At 45.2% G+C, this 16,152-nt stretch carries 13 protein-coding genes and 1 pseudogene; 9 read left to right on the top strand and 5 right to left on the bottom strand.

From position 1 onward, the window contains the following. Positions 1-34 precede the first annotated feature (34 nt). The 3 genes and pseudogenes from BCU07_RS13620 to BCU07_RS13630 form a co-directional block, all read left to right on the top strand. Positions 35-289 (top strand): annotated as a pseudogene (locus BCU07_RS13620) (peptide ABC transporter substrate-binding protein); the annotation flags it as partial. Between the two features lie 382 nt (positions 290-671). After that, the gene (locus BCU07_RS13625) at positions 672-1,175 is read left to right on the top strand and encodes an acyl-CoA thioesterase (RefSeq protein WP_004737700.1); all 504 of its coding nucleotides are present in this window, start codon (positions 672-674) and stop codon (positions 1,173-1,175) included. Between the two features lie 237 nt (positions 1,176-1,412). Then, positions 1,413-1,685, top strand: a complete 273-nt coding sequence (locus tag BCU07_RS13630; RefSeq protein WP_019822928.1) for a hypothetical protein — start codon at positions 1,413-1,415, stop codon at positions 1,683-1,685. 561 nt (positions 1,686-2,246) lie between these two features. On the opposite strand, the gene malG is transcribed toward BCU07_RS13630, so the two are convergent. The 3 genes from malG to malE form a co-directional block, all read right to left on the bottom strand. After that, positions 2,247-3,137 carry a maltose ABC transporter permease MalG gene (gene malG, locus BCU07_RS13635; RefSeq protein ID WP_017060050.1) on the bottom strand — a complete coding sequence of 297 codons (891 nt, stop codon included), beginning with the start codon at positions 3,135-3,137 and terminating at the stop codon, positions 2,247-2,249. A gap of 11 nt (positions 3,138-3,148) precedes the next feature. After that, the gene (malF, locus tag BCU07_RS13640) at positions 3,149-4,720 is read right to left on the bottom strand and encodes a maltose ABC transporter permease MalF (RefSeq protein ID WP_017060049.1); all 1,572 of its coding nucleotides are present in this window, start codon (positions 4,718-4,720) and stop codon (positions 3,149-3,151) included. Positions 4,721-4,801: 81 nt separating this feature from the next. Continuing rightward, on the bottom strand, positions 4,802-5,986 hold the full coding sequence (gene malE / locus BCU07_RS13645; protein ID WP_017060048.1) for a maltose/maltodextrin ABC transporter substrate-binding protein MalE: 1,185 nt from the start codon (positions 5,984-5,986) through the stop codon (positions 4,802-4,804). 664 nt (positions 5,987-6,650) lie between these two features. Between malE and malK the strand changes: the two genes are divergently transcribed. Continuing rightward, positions 6,651-7,763: a maltose/maltodextrin ABC transporter ATP-binding protein MalK gene (malK, locus tag BCU07_RS13650; protein ID WP_017060047.1), complete on the top strand. Its 1,113-nt coding sequence runs from the start codon at positions 6,651-6,653 to the stop codon at positions 7,761-7,763. Positions 7,764-8,021: 258 nt separating this feature from the next. Here malK and BCU07_RS13655 read toward each other — a convergent pair whose 3' ends face one another. Both BCU07_RS13655 and BCU07_RS13660 read right to left on the bottom strand, forming a co-directional pair. After that, entirely contained in the window at positions 8,022-8,222 is a 201-nt protein-coding gene (locus BCU07_RS13655; RefSeq protein ID WP_010431457.1) for a hypothetical protein, read from the bottom strand. A gap of 208 nt (positions 8,223-8,430) precedes the next feature. Continuing rightward, positions 8,431-10,347 (bottom strand): methyl-accepting chemotaxis protein, encoded by a 1,917-nt coding sequence (locus BCU07_RS13660; RefSeq protein ID WP_102428544.1) that lies wholly within the window; start codon positions 10,345-10,347, stop codon positions 8,431-8,433. A 456-nt stretch (positions 10,348-10,803) separates the two neighbouring features. On the opposite strand from BCU07_RS13660, the gene BCU07_RS13665 reads away from it, so the two are divergent. From BCU07_RS13665 to BCU07_RS13685, 5 genes are read left to right on the top strand one after another with little or no spacing between them, the layout of a single operon-like run. Next, a complete protein-coding gene (locus BCU07_RS13665; protein WP_102428543.1) occupies positions 10,804-11,760 on the top strand; it encodes an AAA family ATPase in 957 nt (318 codons plus the stop codon). Between the two features lie 10 nt (positions 11,761-11,770). Next, positions 11,771-12,697 (top strand): DUF58 domain-containing protein, encoded by a 927-nt coding sequence (locus BCU07_RS13670; protein WP_102428542.1) that lies wholly within the window; start codon positions 11,771-11,773, stop codon positions 12,695-12,697. Next, entirely contained in the window at positions 12,694-13,179 is a 486-nt protein-coding gene (locus BCU07_RS13675; RefSeq protein ID WP_102428541.1) for a DUF4381 domain-containing protein, read from the top strand. Before BCU07_RS13670 ends, BCU07_RS13675 begins: the two co-directional genes overlap by 4 nt. Then, the gene (locus BCU07_RS13680; RefSeq protein ID WP_102428540.1) at positions 13,172-14,179 is read left to right on the top strand and encodes a vWA domain-containing protein; all 1,008 of its coding nucleotides are present in this window, start codon (positions 13,172-13,174) and stop codon (positions 14,177-14,179) included. Before BCU07_RS13675 ends, BCU07_RS13680 begins: the two co-directional genes overlap by 8 nt. After that, positions 14,172-16,151, top strand: coding sequence for a VWA domain-containing protein (locus BCU07_RS13685; protein WP_413286169.1), 1,980 nt, complete (start codon positions 14,172-14,174; stop codon positions 16,149-16,151). The genes BCU07_RS13680 and BCU07_RS13685 overlap by 8 nt, the downstream gene beginning before the upstream one ends. The last annotated feature ends 1 nt before the right edge of the window (position 16,152 follow it).

The raw sequence follows: 16,152 nt of genomic DNA on the forward strand, positions 1-16,152 counted from the left end.
GCTCACATTAGGGTAAAAATTCAAACTCACGTTTCACACAGCAAATGAGAGTGGCTACTGTAATCCATACTATGATGAGCCCTTACAGCAAGCGAGTAAAACGGAAGATCAGGCTAATCGCTTCGCTTTATACCAGCATGCTGAGTCACTACTTAACGAATCAGCAGCAGTTATGCCTTTATATCACTATAATCACACTCGATTAGTGCGAAATACACTCAAAGGCTTCCCTAACAACAATCCGAAAGGAAATATCTACGCGAAGGATCTATACTTCATAAAAGAGTAAAAGTGAGCTGAAGAATAAATAGTTTTAACTACCACTTTAGTGGTAATTGCGATAAAGTCACTTTAACTAAACCAAACAAGCAACGGTTAGTTGGCAAACAATAAAAGGTACCGACATGAGTACCTAAAGGCTTAGAAACACCTAGCATTACGCTAGGTGTTTTTTTTGCAATCTACCCTTTCTTTTAGCTTACTCTCGATTGTCTTTCCGTGTTTATCTCTCACCTTGAAACTCAATAACCATCAATATTCATCGGTTCGTCATCCGTTTGAAAAAAATAGTCTTAACCGTGAGATTATCCGCTTTAATTTCTATCATCTTATGTATATTGTTATTAGCAAGTAACAAGCATGTTATGCAGCATAATAATGAAGGAAGATAGATGAGCAGTAACAATAGCCGACAAGATGGTAAACGAGACGTTACTCTGCGTTTTTTAGCTGAACCCGGGGATGTGAACTTTGGTGGTAAAGTTCATGGTGGCGCAGCAATGAAATGGATCGATTTAGCAGCCTACGCTTGTTCCGCAGGTTGGAGCGGTAAATACTGTATAACAGCCTATGCAGGCGGAATTCGATTCGTTGCCCCAATTCATGTAGGCAACCTTGTGGAAGTAAGTGCAAAGGTCATTTACACAGGTTCATCTTCAATGCATATCGCTATCGACGTGCAAGCAAGCGACCCTAAAGAGCTCAATAACCGCCTAACAACTCACTGTATCGTTATTATGGTCGCTGTCGATGAGAATGGTAATCCGACTAAAGTGCCAGAGTGGATACCAGAGACGCCAGAAGACATCGAATTACGAGATTCGGCTATTCGCCTAATGAACATGCGAAAACAGATTGGTGAAGAGATGGAAGCTCACGTGAAGTACCTGAAATAAGGTCCACCAGCAGCCCTCCCCCTATAAAACTTTATTACAATGCCAAGCGCCTGCTTGGCATTGATCTATTTGATACCTTCGTGCTCTACACCGCCAAATCCGCTGCACACCCAATACAGACGATAAGAGCGTGATACCCAGCCAAAGGTTGAAATGAATCGGCACTTGTTCACTGATTTATTTTGACTGTAATAAAGTCGTCATTTTGCTCTGATTAAATACCGCCAATCATAATAGATGCATTTGAATTTCTTGGAGCCACTCTTGAGCGTCATACGCCCCACTCTTAGCGAGTCTACACTGAACAATTTAAAGGCTGTTGAGTACCAATGGGTTAGAACTTTGTACGTCGAAGGCTACGACAGCAATGAAATCAACCACTATATCCAAACGTGTTTCGGTGGAGATCCGACATTTGCCGATCTATTTCGTCGCGTGGCACTCGATCAAGAAAGTATCTATGTGTTGTTGCAACACTTAGGTTGTGCTCCTTCTAGTAAAGAGTTCTAACTTCTAAGTCCCACCAAAAACCAGAAGCATAAATAAACCCACCTCCATAACCCTCATGAATGTCACTTGAATATTCTGTAACTACCTCTCGCTTACCCATACATTTTCAGTGCAATTTCAGGTTTTGTTGCATACAAATCATTGAAGTATCACGCATTGGAATATTCACAACATATCAATAGTACAACAGCCACTTATACTGAGTGTCTGATTTGTGAGACTAGTTCATTTCTACAAGTAACCAAAATGAAGTGGTCGGTATTTAGGAGAGAAGTAACTCGAAACTTTGGGTTTTAAAGTAGATATGAGCGCGATAGTTAACGAGTAACGCTGACACAAAAAACAAAAAGTAGCAGGCATAAAAAAACCCAAGTAAATACCTGGGTTAGAGTTACAAAAACCACTAATCATTAATAGCGTAAGGAACCTGATTAGTAGCCAGCTATGCGTAACCTGAGGGTTATTTTTATTACTGATCGGCGGCCAAACCAAATGATGTAATAAAAATGCCAATATAGAGCGACCTAACGGTCGCTCTTTTTCTTTCTTATAGAGTACAGCTTATCCTTTTACACCACCTGCCGTCAAACCACCAACTAACCAACGTTGAGCAAGTAAGAACACGATAGTAATCGGAAGTGCTGATAGTACAGCCGCTGCCGCAAAGTCACCCCATAGGTAGTTCTGAGGGTATAGGTACTGCTGCATACCTACTGCTAGCGTGTAAGAGTTCACATCTGTAAGTAGGATAGACGCTACTGGCACCTCACCCACTGTCGCGATGAAAGATAGGATAAACACAACCGCTAGGATTGGCACAGACAGCGGTAGTAGAACCAGTCTGAATGCTTGCCAAGGCGTTGCACCATCAAGGGCTGCTGCCTCTTCCAGAGAGTTATCAATCGTCTCAAAGTAACCCTTAATCGTCCATACGTGCAGTGCAATACCACCAAGGTAAGAGAAGATTAGACCACCGTGTGTGTTCAAGCCTAAGAACGGAATGTATTGACCAAGTTTGTCAAACAGCGCGTAGATTGCTACTAGAGCCAATACTGCTGGGAACATTTGGAAAATCATCATCGCTTTCAGGATTGTGTTCTTACCTTTAAAGCGCATACGAGCGAACGCGTAAGCCGATGTCGTAGACAGTGTCACAATCAGAATCGATGTGATACCTGCAACCTTCACTGAGTTCCATAACCAAGTTAGCACAGGGAACGGAGGTGACGTTACCGAGCCATCTGCGTTCGTTACTGACATACCCAATGCTAACTTCCAGTGTTCCAATGATGGGTTATCTGGAATCAAACTACCGGTTGCGAAGTTACCTTCACGGAACGAGATCGCGATGATCATCAGTAGTGGGAAGATAATCATTGCCAAGAAGCACCACAACACTGCATGCGTTGCCCACACTCGGTATTTAAGGCCTTTACCTTGTACCATAGCCATTGTCGTGCTCCTTAATCTTGAGACAGTTTAGTGAAACGAAGGTTTAGTAACGCTAGTGCACCAACCAATAGGAAGATAAGCGTTGCGATAGCACTTGCTAGACCGAAGTCTTGACCGCCGCCGCCTTCGAATGCAATTCGGTACGTGTAGCTTACAAGCAAGTCTGTGTAACCCGCTGGCTCAGAAGTACCAATCATGTTCGGGCCACCGTTCGTCAATAGTTGAATCATTACGAAGTTGTTGAAGTTAAAGGCAAACGCTGCAATCAATAGCGGTGTAAGCGGTTTAATCATCAATGGGAACGTAATGCGCTTGAAGTTATCAAGGAAGTTCGCACCATCGATTGCTGACGCTTCGTATAAATCATCAGGAATCGCTTTAAGCAGACCCATACATAGAATCATCATGTAAGGGAAACCTAGCCATGTGTTAACCATCAACACCATGGTTTTCGCTAAGATAGGGTCTGAGAACCAGTTCGGGCTTAAGCCGAAGATATTCTCGAGCACCATGTTGATCTCACCAAAGCTTTGGTTGAATAGACCCTTAAAGATAAGAATCGAGATAAACGCGGGTACGGCGTAAGGCAGAATCAGTAGAACACGATAAATAGAACGACCTTTCAACTCTTCCCATTGCACGATGTTAGCCAATACAAGGCCGATAACTAGCGTGAACGCTACGGTACATACCGAGAAGATAACCGTCCAAATAAAGATGCTGATAAACGGTTCTTTAATGCCGTCATCTTTCCATACACGCTCAAAGTTATGCGTACCAATGCTAACCACGAAACCTGGAGAGATGGTATTACCCGTAAACTCACCATTTGCATCAACAGGCTGGTAGAAACCCACATCCATATTTGGCTTGAGAACTTCACCCGTTTCATTGTTGATTAACGTTTCTTCATCGTCTTGTAGCGTGTAAAGCGGAGCAACAGAAGCAAACTTACGTAAGCCACTCATGCGGATGTCACCACCGTCAGGTAGATTGAAATCAACACCACTGATTGCTGCTCGGTTTTGAATGATCGCTTTGATCTTCTCTTTTTCACCTTGCGCAGACTCAATAACAGATAGGTCCATCTCTGTTTCTGTCATATTGTCTAGAGAAAATACGTCAGTCGCTAACAGTTGATCGCCATCTTTTACAACGATCTGGTGACCGTCATCTGTCTTGTACAAAGTAAATGGGTAGCTCTCACCGCTTTGGAAAGAACGGTCTAAAAGAACGGTTTGAGTGCGCTCTAGAGAAAGTTGGTTTTTCGCGCTGTAGTTAGTAAACGCAAGCCCTACGGTGTATGCCAATGGGAAAAGAATGAACAAGATCATTCCGGCAATACCTGGGTAAATATAACGGTGGGCGTAAGTTTTTTTACTACCAAAAATGTAAAGTGCCAAAGCCGTTAAGATCACTGTAAGCAGCGCAAAAGCGAGCTCACCGCGAGAATACATTAGAATTGTAGCGTAGCCGTTTATTAAGCCAACGCTACCAAGCAACCCCCATTTAATGAAGACGCTTTTACTGCCTGGAAGGCTTGATGGTGCTGGGATAGCATCTGTACCTTGAACTGACTGCATAGAGGAACCTGCTAGCGATATAGATAAAAAATAGAAAAGTAAGGAGAGGTTACCCTCTCCTTAAAAGGTAGTGCCTGGGTGTTACTTAACCATACGACCTTCAGCAGCTTTTAGTGCTTGGTCTACTGATTGACGGCCGTCAACTACGTTGCCGATCGCTTCTTCCATGCTGTACCAGAATGTTGTGAACTGAGGGATGTTAGGCATGATTTCACCGTTCATCGCGTTGTCCATTGTTGCTGCAATACGAGTATCGCTGTCTAGTTGACGTTGGAAAGAGTTAAGAGCAACAGCGCCAAGTGGCTTGTCGTCGTTCAGGCTCTTCATACCTTCATCTGTTAGTAGGTAGTTTTCCATGAACTCAACAGCTAGGTCGCGGTTTGGAGACGCAGTGCTGATACCACCTGCCCATACACCAACGAAAGGTTTAGACGCTTTACCGTTGAACTTAGGTAAAGTTGTTACGCCGTAATCTACGCCAGCTTTCTTGATGTTTTCCCAACCCCAAGGGCCGTTGATTGTCATTGCAACGTTACCCGCAACAAATTCAGACTCAGCAACTGAGTAATCCATGTCTGCAGAGATAACCTTGTCTTGTACCATCTTCTCGATGAAACCTAGAGACTTCTGAACACCATCAGTCGCTACGCCCGCATCTTTAATGTCGTAACCTTCTGCAGTCTGTTTGAATGCGTAACCGCCGTCAGCTGCAAGTAGAGGCCATGTGAAGTAAGCGCCGCCACGTAGAGGCCACATGATCGCTTTCTTGCCGTCTTTTTTAAGTTCAGCATCAAGTGCTGGGATTTCTTCCCAAGACTTAGGTGGGTTAGGAACAAGCGCTTTGTTATAAATTAGAGAAACTGACTCAACAGCAACAGGGTATGCGATTGTTTTACCTTCGTATGAAACAGCATCCCATGCGAAGTCTACGATACCTTCTTTAGTTTCTTTAGAAGGTTTGATATCAACAAGAAGTCCCGCTTCTGCATAGCCGCCAAAACGGTCATGTGCGTAGAAGATCATGTCTGGGCCATCGCCAGCTGCTGCTACTTGAGGGAATTTCTCTTCTAGCTTGTCAGGGAAAGCGACGGTTACTTTAACACCAGTATCTTCTTCGAAGCGTTTACCTACTTCAGCCATGCCTTCATAAGCTTTGTCACCACCTACCCAGATTGTTAGTTGTCCTTCTTCGATAGCAGCATTTGCACCAAAAGAACCCAGAGCAACTATTGTACCTAGAGCTACAGCGCTTAGAGCGTTTTTCATGTGAATATCCTTTTTATATTTATACGTAGGGCACATCTACCAAGACGAGCCAGTTTTCGGAGGTTATGATCTGAGAAAACAGACCCTAGCTCATCATCCTAGCCACTACGCCCTAGCTATTATGGCTTAAATTCGTGATCGCCATCCGGTCAGATTAGAGACTGCAATCACAAAACGTATACTCATCGTGATCAACATCACCGTTACGTGGTGGATTTATTTGAACTGGATCGCCAATTATTAATAACCCCATTTATCTACTCCTCCCCTCCTACTCCCCCTAGTTAATTTTCCATTAGGAGGATGTACCCTTACGCCAATTCACCGAAACTGCATTCATCCAAGAGTGGATAGTAAGAACCCTTTACCGGCAAGTGTTATGCGTTGACGCATTATTCATTTAGTTGGCTTCACTGCCCGCTGGTGTCTTATATTAGCATCGAGCTAAATCTGTGATTGAATCACGGGGGAGGTTTAGCTGGATGTGGGGGAAATGGGCATCAGTTTGGCTATGACGGGTGGGCTTGGTTAAAGAAGCCAAGTCTCACCCACTTTTTTCTTACTCACTCAATACTTACCAATTCCTACAGTTACTGCTGACCCAAAAATTTCTTATAATGATAAGCAGTAAAACTTAAAATTTGATCGATCGAGGACAAGCTAGATGGCGAGTGTCACGTTAAAAAACGTTTATAAATCATATGGTGATGTACAGATTTCTAAGGACGTAACCTTAGACATCAACGAAGGTGAATTCGTAGTATTCGTTGGACCATCAGGTTGTGGTAAATCGACGCTATTACGTTGTATCGCAGGTCTAGAAGACATTACGTCTGGTGATTTGTACATTGGCGACCAACGCATGAATGACGTTGAACCGTCAAAGCGTGGCGTAGGTATGGTATTCCAGTCTTATGCGCTTTACCCTCACCTTAACCTATACGACAACATGTCTTTCGGTCTTAAGCTAGCAAACGCAAATAAAGCTGAGATCGACAAACGCGTTGAACATGCTGCAGAAATCCTTCAGCTTGGTCACCTTCTTGAGCGCCAACCTAAAGCGCTTTCTGGTGGTCAACGTCAACGTGTTGCGATTGGTCGTACTCTGGTTTCTCAACCAAACGTATTCCTACTTGATGAGCCTTTATCAAACCTAGATGCCGCGCTACGTGTTCAAATGCGTTCGCAAATCACCAAGCTACAGCGTCAACTGGGTTGTACCATGATCTACGTTACCCACGACCAAGTGGAAGCGATGACAATGGCGGATAAGATCGTTGTTCTGGATGGTGGTTATGTATCTCAAGTCGGTAAGCCGCTTGACCTTTACCACTACCCTCAAAACCGTTTCGTTGCTGGCTTTATTGGCTCACCGAAGATGAACTTCATGTCGGTACACATTGAACAAGCTGAAGCAGAACGCGTATTGGTACAACTTTCTAATGGCATGACTTTCTGGATCCCTGTTGATGGTACGACTGTCAATGCTGGCGATCGTATGTCTCTGGGTATTCGCCCTGAACACTTGATGTCTGCTGAATCAGGTGACGCGACGATTGAAGCTGACGTGATGATGGTAGAGAAACTAGGTAACGAAACTCAGGTTTACCTAAACCTTGAAAGTGCCGATGCTGATGTTATCTATCGCCAGCCAGACACGTTGAAAATCGAATCAGGTGACAAGTTGGCGATTGGTATTCCAGCGCACCGTTGTCACCTGTTCCACAGCGATGGCCGCGCATGTCGTCGTTTGTACAAAGAATACGGCACAGACTAATCGCTTAGCCTTTTAGGATATAACTTGCCCATATCGAATCCCTCTTACTCAGTAAGGGGGATTTTTTTATGTGCTGGATATTTTTATGTGTTGGATACGAGTTTCACTTACATTGAATAGTTCATGAGTCAGCCACTCGGTCTTTCGCTAGCGGCAATAAAAAAGGTCTAGCAAGCGCTAGACCTTTATCTGTTAGTTAGGCTATGAACCCAACCGCTAATATCACTTCTTTCAGACATGAAACCTGTCTAAATCAACTTAGTGAATTGGCGTATCATTCTGTTTGTTGAACTGGCCAAAATGCTTCTCTAACACTTCAGGAGTCAGTTTGCCTTCCGCCTCTAGTCGCTTGAACTCAGCAACAATTGCTTTTTGCTCTTCAAGTGATGGCAGTTTCACCTCAGGCTCATCGCCCATCTCTTGAGTCATCTGCTCTAGTTCTTTTTCAAAATCGCTCATGATACTTACCTAAATATTAAACCTAACGAGATTTTACTCATTTACGCCCTATGATGCTAGGGTGATTAAAAGCAAAGCCCGAAACCAGATCAAGCTAAAGGCAGTTAGAGGCAAATTAGCGTACTAATAAAAAGAGCCGGATTAACGATGAAATGACCCCAGCTCTTCGTCTATATCCCTTTCTAAGTCATGTTACAGCTTGAAAGAATTAAAGCTTAAATGAACCAACCATCTTATCTAGACGAGACGATAGATCACGAAGCTCTTGGCTCGCTTCAGCAAGTTGCTCAGCCGTGCCCGTTGTCACTTCGTTGATTGCGTTAATCTCTTCAATGTTCTGGTTGATGGTGTGAACTACGGTTGATTGCTCTTCCGTTGCCGTTGCCACTTGAGTGTTACGGTCTGTGATATCAACGATACGGTCTGAAATGCCACTCAGCACGTCTACCGCTTCATCCGAAGCCGATACACCTTCAAGGGTAATCACCTTACCCGCACTCATTGCCGTTACCGCATCTTTAGCATCGCTTTGCAGTTGGTTGATCATCTTTTGAATCTCTTCCGTTGAATCTGCGGTACGGCTTGCTAGGTTACGTACTTCATCCGCTACAACCGCAAAACCACGACCTTGCTCACCAGCACGGGCGGCTTCAATTGCAGCGTTTAATGCGAGTAAGTTAGTTTGCTCTGAAATATCACGAATAACACCCAGAATAGAACCGATGTCTTGAGTTGTAGAAGCCAGTTGCTCTACTACCTGACCCGTGCTTTCAATATCTTGCGCCAAACGACTGATCGCGCCTTTTGCTTTGTTCACCACAGAGCGGCCTACTTCCGTATTGCCTGAAGCTTGAGTTGCCGTTTCTGCTGCGGTTGCCGCGTTCGATGCAATCTCGCTGATGGTCATACCCATTTGGTTAATTGCAGCCACCACTTGAAGCGTTTGGTCGCGCTGTTCTTGGCTGTTGTCGTGGGTGATGTGAGCTTTATTCGAAACACTCTCTGCAGCCACTTGAAGCGCTTGGCTTGTCGAACACACCTCTTTCATCGACTCGTGAATCTTTTCAATGAATCCGTTGAAGCCTTTTGAAAGCTGTGCAATTTCATCGTTGCCTTTCACTTCGATACGCTGTGCAAGGTCACCGTCGCCTTCACCTAAGTCGCCGAAACGCTTAGCCAAAAGCTTGATCGGTTGAGTAATGCTGTTCGCCAGAACTACGCCCATTAGGATAAACACTAATGCCACAACCGCAGTCATGATCAGCATCTTCTGCGCTGTCGCATCTAACTCTGCAAACACTTCACCAGTCGGAACGACACCAATAACAAACCAGTCCATTGAAGACACATACAAGCTCGCCACGAACAGCTCTTGGCCTTGGCTTTCAGTGGTAATCAGGTTAAAACCCGACTTGTTCAGTAGTTGGCTTGCTTGAGGACCGTAAAGTTGTTGAAGTGAAGAGTCACTGCGAGAACGCTCACGGTGAATTTGAACATCACCTTGGCTATCGGTTAAGAATACGAAGCCTGTATTTTCAATCTTAAAGCCATTGAGTAAGTTAACCATGTCATCCATCGATTTTGATAGACCAGACATCGCCAAACCAGAAGGCTGCTGATAGTTAGCAAACATCTTCACTTCGCCATTCGCTTCTTGGAACATGCTCACCATGGTCGGCTGTCCAGATTGCGTAAAGCCAAAGAACCAACCATCTTGTTGTTGGTTTAGCTGACGTAAGAAACCATCTTGATTCCAGTAGTAAGCTGTTTGACGGTTCGCTACCGAGGCATCGTTCAACTGATATTGGTTGCGAACATTGTTCAGTTGTTTAACCAGCTTATTCTCTAGCGCGGCATCGCGCTCGGTCGATTCGATAGCATCAGAAATAAATTCATTTGAAGCAATTTGCTCCGCCGCTAGTAATAGCTGAGAGACTTCTCGGTCAATTTCACCATTGATTCGCTCTAGCATTCCTGGAAGTTCAATATCGATCAATCGATGACTTAATACATCTCTTGCTTGTTGTTGTGCCATTGCGCCGACAATCACTGTCGATGCAAGAACCGCAAAGGTAATTCCAAGTACAACTTTTTGCTTGATACTCAGAGAGTTAGTTTTAAACATATTTGGACCTTTAAAAAGAATCGCTCGTTATTGGTATACCCTGAACAGGACTTTTTTAGTGCACTCCAACAAGCAATGCACAATCTGAGTGATGTATCGGCCACAACCAATAAAACTAGAGACTTTCTTCTCAAAAAACTGCAAATATGATGTAACAATTAGAAATATTCACCTTGAGCATGAATTAACTAAGCAAATACCGCATTGTCGAGAGTCAATTTTAGTTCTCACCCCCTGAGACCCAACCGAACTCAAACCACTCCCCACCGCCGAGCTTTTGTATATAAAAACCAATTGATATAGTAATAATCACAACCTAACGATTTTTTTAGCTAACCACTTGTAAATATTTCCAATTTTGAAAAAATAAATTACGCAAATGTACTGGAACTTTTTCCTCGAAATCAGTGACCAATACTCAAAATAAAAATCAAATGGATACCCAGAGAGTCCAAAATGCACAAAACAAATTTCGAAGTCCTTCAAAACTATCTAGAGTCTCAAATCATTGGTCAAAAAGAGCTCGTTAAGCAACTGATGATCGCCCTTTTAGCGGATGGTCATATCCTCGTTGAAGGACCTCCCGGCTTAGCAAAAACTCGCGCAGTAAAATCATTGGCTGATTGTGTTGAGGGTCACTTCCACCGCATTCAATTCACTCCCGATCTGTTACCTGCTGATTTGACGGGTACCGACATCTTCCGCCCTGAAACTGGGGAGTTCACCTTCCAATCAGGCCCGATTTTCAACTCGCTGATTCTAGCGGATGAGATCAACCGAGCTCCGGCGAAAGTTCAAGCGGCAATGCTGGAAGCAATGGCAGAGAAACAAGTAACTGCCGGTCGAAAAACCTATGCGCTGCCTGAGTTGTTCTTGGTAATGGCAACACAGAACCCAATTGAACAAGAAGGGACTTACCCGCTACCGGAAGCTCAGTTAGACCGATTCTTGCTTCACCTAGAGGTTGAATACCCAGATATGGAAAGCGAGCTTGAGATCTTACGACTCAACCGTGGTGAGGCTCAAGGTAACGAATCAGCTCAGCCACAACAGATATCTCAGCAAACGATCTTTGAAGCGCGCCAAGAAGTGCTCAACATTCACATGGCAGACACCATTGAGCAGTACATCATCAGACTGGTTATGGCGACTCGCCAACCTAAGCAATACAGTGACCAACTTGATCAATGGTTAGACATGGGTGTCAGCCCGCGTGCAACCATTGCGTTAGACCGTTGTGCCCGCGCTCACGCTTGGCTTGCAGGACGAGATTACGTCACGCCACAAGACGTTCAAGCGATGGCATTCCCTGTGTTACGCCACCGTCTACTGCGCAGCTACCACGCACAAGCTGAAGGTGTCACCGCAAACCAAGTGATCGTACACCTTATTTCATTGGTTGGCAGCGCATAGGGATACGCGCATGAATAATCAACTACCCAATCATAGTGACGGTGTCACGTTAAACCTGGACGAACTTCTGCAATACAAAGCGCAGTCTGTTCGCTGGTTGCCTCCCGCCAAGAGCCTTTGGTCACAGCTTAACGGCCAACACGAGAGCAACCGTAAAGGTCGCGGGATGAATTTCTCTGAAGTTCGTCAATATCAAGCGGGTGATGACATACGCAGCATTGATTGGCGTGTAACAGCCAGAACAGGCAAAGCGCATACTAAGCTGTTCTCTGAAGAGAGAGAACAACCTGTCATCTTGTATTTAGATTTATCAAGCAGCATGATTTTCGGCTCAACCTTGTTGCTGAAATCGGTTCAACTTGCACACTTTGCTAGCCAACTGTGCTGGCTTACTGTGGCTCAAAAAGATCGAATTGGCGCGGTGATCGATACTGGCAAAGAGGTCATTGAGATTAAGCCAAGTGCAAGCAACCATGCTCCACTGCGTATTTTGCAAAAAGTCATAGAAATCAATAATACGGCACTGACCAATCCAGACAATCACAGCGACACGACCTTAGAGCATGGACTGAAATCTCTGCACCAGCTTTGCCCTAAAGGAAGCGATATTATTATGCTCAGTGACTTTGTGCGTTACCAAGAAAGTGACTACTCACTTATCAGTCAAATTCGCCGACACAACAGAGTACGTCTTGTGCATTTCTACGACCCGCTAGAGCAAGGTGAAACCACCTATAAAGGCTCTAAACAGGTCACCGATGGCAGCAAAACTCAATGGTTTAATTTCTCTTCTAATAAAGAAAAGCAAAAGCTTAACCATGCTTTTTCGCTTAAGAAACAGCAGCTGCAACAGATGGGGTTATCTCTCGCGATACCTTATAGCTCGCTGTCGAGTGCGCAGTCACTCATGAGCCAGATATCAGGAGCTCAGTCATGAAACAGCCCTTAGATTTAAGTCCGGTGATTGCGCCAGACGCCCCGACTTGGTGGCCTTTGGCGTGGGGTTGGTGGGCAGTCATTATCACAGCCATTTTCCTGATTGCCTTGGTGTTTTTCATTCTAAAACGTAGAAAAAACAATCAACAGGCGAAACAAGAAGCGCTGTCTTACTTTAGTAATAGTCAGTCCCAAGATGGCTTGTCTCCGAGCAAAGCACAACGCATCCTTCGTCAAGCAGCACTGAGCTATTTCCCTCGTGAAAAAATTGCAGGTTTGTCTGGTGATGATTGGTTGAAGTTCTTAGATGCGCAATTGGCGAAGCCGTTATTTGTAGCAAAACAATCCCAGTGGCAACAAGCGCTCTATCAAGATGTAGCCCTAATGAACGACGAACAGAAAAAGGCTCAACAGCAATTGGTTAATGATTGCGAAACTTGGCTTCGCAAAGCACTTCCTCCAAAGCGAGGTCGTTATGAGTGATTTTCTAAGCACTATGTTTCTAAGCAGGGACTTGCTAAACATCGAGTTCGTTTGGTGGTGGATGTTCTTCATCGCGCCACTGCCGTTGCTCGTTTACTTGTTCTCACCAAAGTCAGAATCAAGCCATGTCCTAAGACTTCCATTTCTGCCAGAAGACAGTAATACCAAAACACCGAGCAGTCGCTTACCAAAGGCGTTGTCCGTGATTATCTGGCTTCTGCTGGTTACGGCGAGCGCGCGCCCTGTATGGTATGGCGAACCGGTAGAGTTTCAACCGAAACATCGTGATTTGATGTTGGTTGTCGACCTCTCCTACTCGATGAGCCAAGAAGACATGCAGTTCAATGGCGAATACATCGACCGCTTGTCGGCGGTGAAACGCGTATTGAGTGACTTTATTGAGCGACGAAAAGGCGACCGAGTTGGACTGGTGTTATTTGCTGATCACGCCTACTTGCAGACCCCGCTTACGCTAGATAGAGATACGCTTTCACAACAGCTCAATCAAGCGGTGTTAAAGCTGATTGGTACTCAAACAGCGATTGGTGATGGTATTGGTCTTGCCACCAAAACCTTTGTCGATAGCAATGCGCCCCAACGTGTAATGATTCTACTCAGCGACGGCAGTAATACCGCCGGGGTATTAGACCCATTAGAAGCGGCGGATATTGCAAAGAAATACGACGCAACGATTTACACCGTGGGCGTCGGTGCAGGCGAGATGATGGTCAAAGAGTTCTTCATGACGCGCAAAGTCAATACTGCTCAAGACTTGGATGAACGTACACTAATAGAAATTGCCAAACGCACCGGCGGTCAGTACTTCCGAGCGCGTGACAGCAAAGAGTTAGCGACGATTTACGACACCATTAACCAGTTAGAGCCCGTGACGAACGCCACTAAGATCTGGCGACCGCAACAAGAGTGGTTTGTATGGCCACTGTCGGCGGCAATGTTCTTCGCATTTATGCTGTTAGCCATTAGGAGAAACAATGTCTAACTTTACTTTTATCTACCCATATTGGTTCTTGGCGCTTGCCGTGCTGCCCGCTATTTGGTGGCTGAGCAAGACACAGTCCAAACAAGGATTACTCGCGTCACACATCGCCCGTTACTTGGCGCCAGAATCAAGCAAGCCATCGAAAAATCGCAGTACTTACTTCGGTATTTGGTGGCTGGTCGGCGTTATTGCGTTAGCTGGGCCAAGCTTCGAGAAAAACGAACAACCAAGCTTTGAAAAAACGCAGGCACGAGTTGTGATCATGGACATGTCGATGTCAATGTATGCCACCGATATTAAGCCGAATCGCTTAACTCAAGCGCGATACAAGGCTCTTGATCTGCTTTCATTATGGAAGGAAGGGCTAACAGGCATGGTGGCGTATGCTGGGGATGCTTACACCATTAGCCCGCTAACGTCAGACATCAACACCATCAAAAACCTAGTGCCTAACCTATCGCCAGATATCATGCCTTATCAAGGTGGTGATGCCGCATCAGCCGTTAAGCTTGCGATTGATATGATGACTCGCGCGAAGATCTACCAAGGTGATTTGGTATTGATTGCTGATGACATCGATGACCAAGAGAAGAAGCAGATCGACTCCCTACTCTCTGGCAACGATTGGACATTGTCGATTCTAGCTGTAGGGAGTGAAAACGGTGCGCCAATCTCGTTACCTACGGGGTCGATGCTGCAAAGCGACTCAGGACAAACCGTGGTGGCAAGAACCAACTTGAAGAACATGCGCGAGCTTACACGCCGCTATGGTGGCACGTTCACTGAAGTTCAATTTGATAACTCAGATGTTGAACACATCGCGAGCTACCTCGACCGCGTTGCAACAACATCGGAAGTAACCAAGACCAAGAACTCACTCAACACCAGAGTGAACAACGGTTTCTGGTTACTGCCTTTGCTATTACTTCCGGCACTTGGATTATTCAGGAAAGGGGTTATTTGGTGTGCCTTAGCTGGAGTTATCTCTTTTAGCCAACCAAATACTGCGTTTGCGAACCCGTGGAAAACCAATGATCAAGTAGGCTATCAGCTGTATCAGGACGAGGACTTCCAACAAGCTGCTGAACAGTTCACCCAACAAGAGTGGAAAGGCATTGCTCAATACAAAGCCGGTGATTTCGAAGCCGCAGAGCAGACGCTGCAAGAGCTTTCTAGTGAAGATGCTCGCTACAACCTTGCTAACGCTCAAGCCCAACAAGGTAAGTACGACCAAGCGATCCAAGAGTATCAACGTATTCTTGAAAGCAACCCTGAACATGCTTATGCGAAGAAGAACCTAGAGATTGTCGAACAGGCTCAGAAGCAACAGCAACAGCAACAGCAACAGCAACAGCAACAGCAACAGCAACAGCAACAGCAACAGCAACAGCAACAGCAACAGCAAGGCGATTCTGACTCCAAAGACCAGAATGACCAAAATCAGCAAGGTCAGCAAGGTCAGCAAGGTCAGCAAGGTCAGCAAGGTCAGCAAGGTCAGCAAGGTCAGCAAGGTCAGCAAGGTCAGCAAAATGATTCTTCGCAAAGCTCTCAGGATCAACAACAAAGCTCCAGTGGCAAGTCGCAAGATCAAAGCAGTAACCAAGATCAACGCGGTAGCCAAGACCAAAACTCATCTCAAGGCCAACCTGAAAATCACTCTGACTCTGAAAAGTCTAAACAAGACGACAAGCAAGCCACGCAACAAAGTAACAGTGATCAGCCGAAACAGAGTGACCAAGAAGGCGCTACACCTCAAAGTGCTAGCGCACAACAAGCTTCAAAAGAAGATGGTGAGCAAAGTAGTCAGCAAGCTGTAGCACAAACCTCAGATCAACCTCTGTCGAGCGACCCTGACATGCGAAAACTTGAGCAAGTAGAAAGCGCCCGTGACCCGAGCCAACTGCTTAAAGCGCAAATGATTTTACAAGCACGACAAAAAAGTGCTCCTAACAACCAGAACAAAAAGTGGTAAC

The sequence above is a fragment of the Vibrio sp. 10N.261.54.E10 genome, from assembly GCF_002877735.2.
Taxonomy (GTDB): domain Bacteria; phylum Pseudomonadota; class Gammaproteobacteria; order Enterobacterales; family Vibrionaceae; genus Vibrio; species Vibrio crassostreae_C.

What these genes read in the sequence shown, in the direction of transcription:
- malK (WP_017060047.1), top strand. Translation starts at nt 6,651, where the DNA reads ATGGCGAGTGTCACGTTAAAAAACGTTTATAAATCATATGGTGATGTA.
- BCU07_RS13625 (WP_004737700.1), top strand. Translation starts at nt 672, where the DNA reads ATGAGCAGTAACAATAGCCGACAAGATGGTAAACGAGACGTTACTCTG.
- BCU07_RS13665 (WP_102428543.1), top strand. Translation starts at nt 10,804, where the DNA reads ATGCACAAAACAAATTTCGAAGTCCTTCAAAACTATCTAGAGTCTCAA.
- BCU07_RS13670 (WP_102428542.1), top strand. Translation starts at nt 11,771, where the DNA reads ATGAATAATCAACTACCCAATCATAGTGACGGTGTCACGTTAAACCTG.
- BCU07_RS13660 (WP_102428544.1), bottom strand. Translation starts at nt 10,347, where the DNA reads ATGTTTAAAACTAACTCTCTGAGTATCAAGCAAAAAGTTGTACTTGGA.
- BCU07_RS13685 (WP_413286169.1), top strand. Translation starts at nt 14,172, where the DNA reads ATGTCTAACTTTACTTTTATCTACCCATATTGGTTCTTGGCGCTTGCC.
- BCU07_RS13675 (WP_102428541.1), top strand. Translation starts at nt 12,694, where the DNA reads ATGAAACAGCCCTTAGATTTAAGTCCGGTGATTGCGCCAGACGCCCCG.
- malE (WP_017060048.1), bottom strand. Translation starts at nt 5,986, where the DNA reads ATGAAAAACGCTCTAAGCGCTGTAGCTCTAGGTACAATAGTTGCTCTG.
- malG (WP_017060050.1), bottom strand. Translation starts at nt 3,137, where the DNA reads ATGGCTATGGTACAAGGTAAAGGCCTTAAATACCGAGTGTGGGCAACG.
- BCU07_RS13655 (WP_010431457.1), bottom strand. Translation starts at nt 8,222, where the DNA reads ATGAGCGATTTTGAAAAAGAACTAGAGCAGATGACTCAAGAGATGGGC.
- BCU07_RS13680 (WP_102428540.1), top strand. Translation starts at nt 13,172, where the DNA reads ATGAGTGATTTTCTAAGCACTATGTTTCTAAGCAGGGACTTGCTAAAC.
- malF (WP_017060049.1), bottom strand. Translation starts at nt 4,720, where the DNA reads ATGCAGTCAGTTCAAGGTACAGATGCTATCCCAGCACCATCAAGCCTT.
- BCU07_RS13630 (WP_019822928.1), top strand. Translation starts at nt 1,413, where the DNA reads ATGCATTTGAATTTCTTGGAGCCACTCTTGAGCGTCATACGCCCCACT.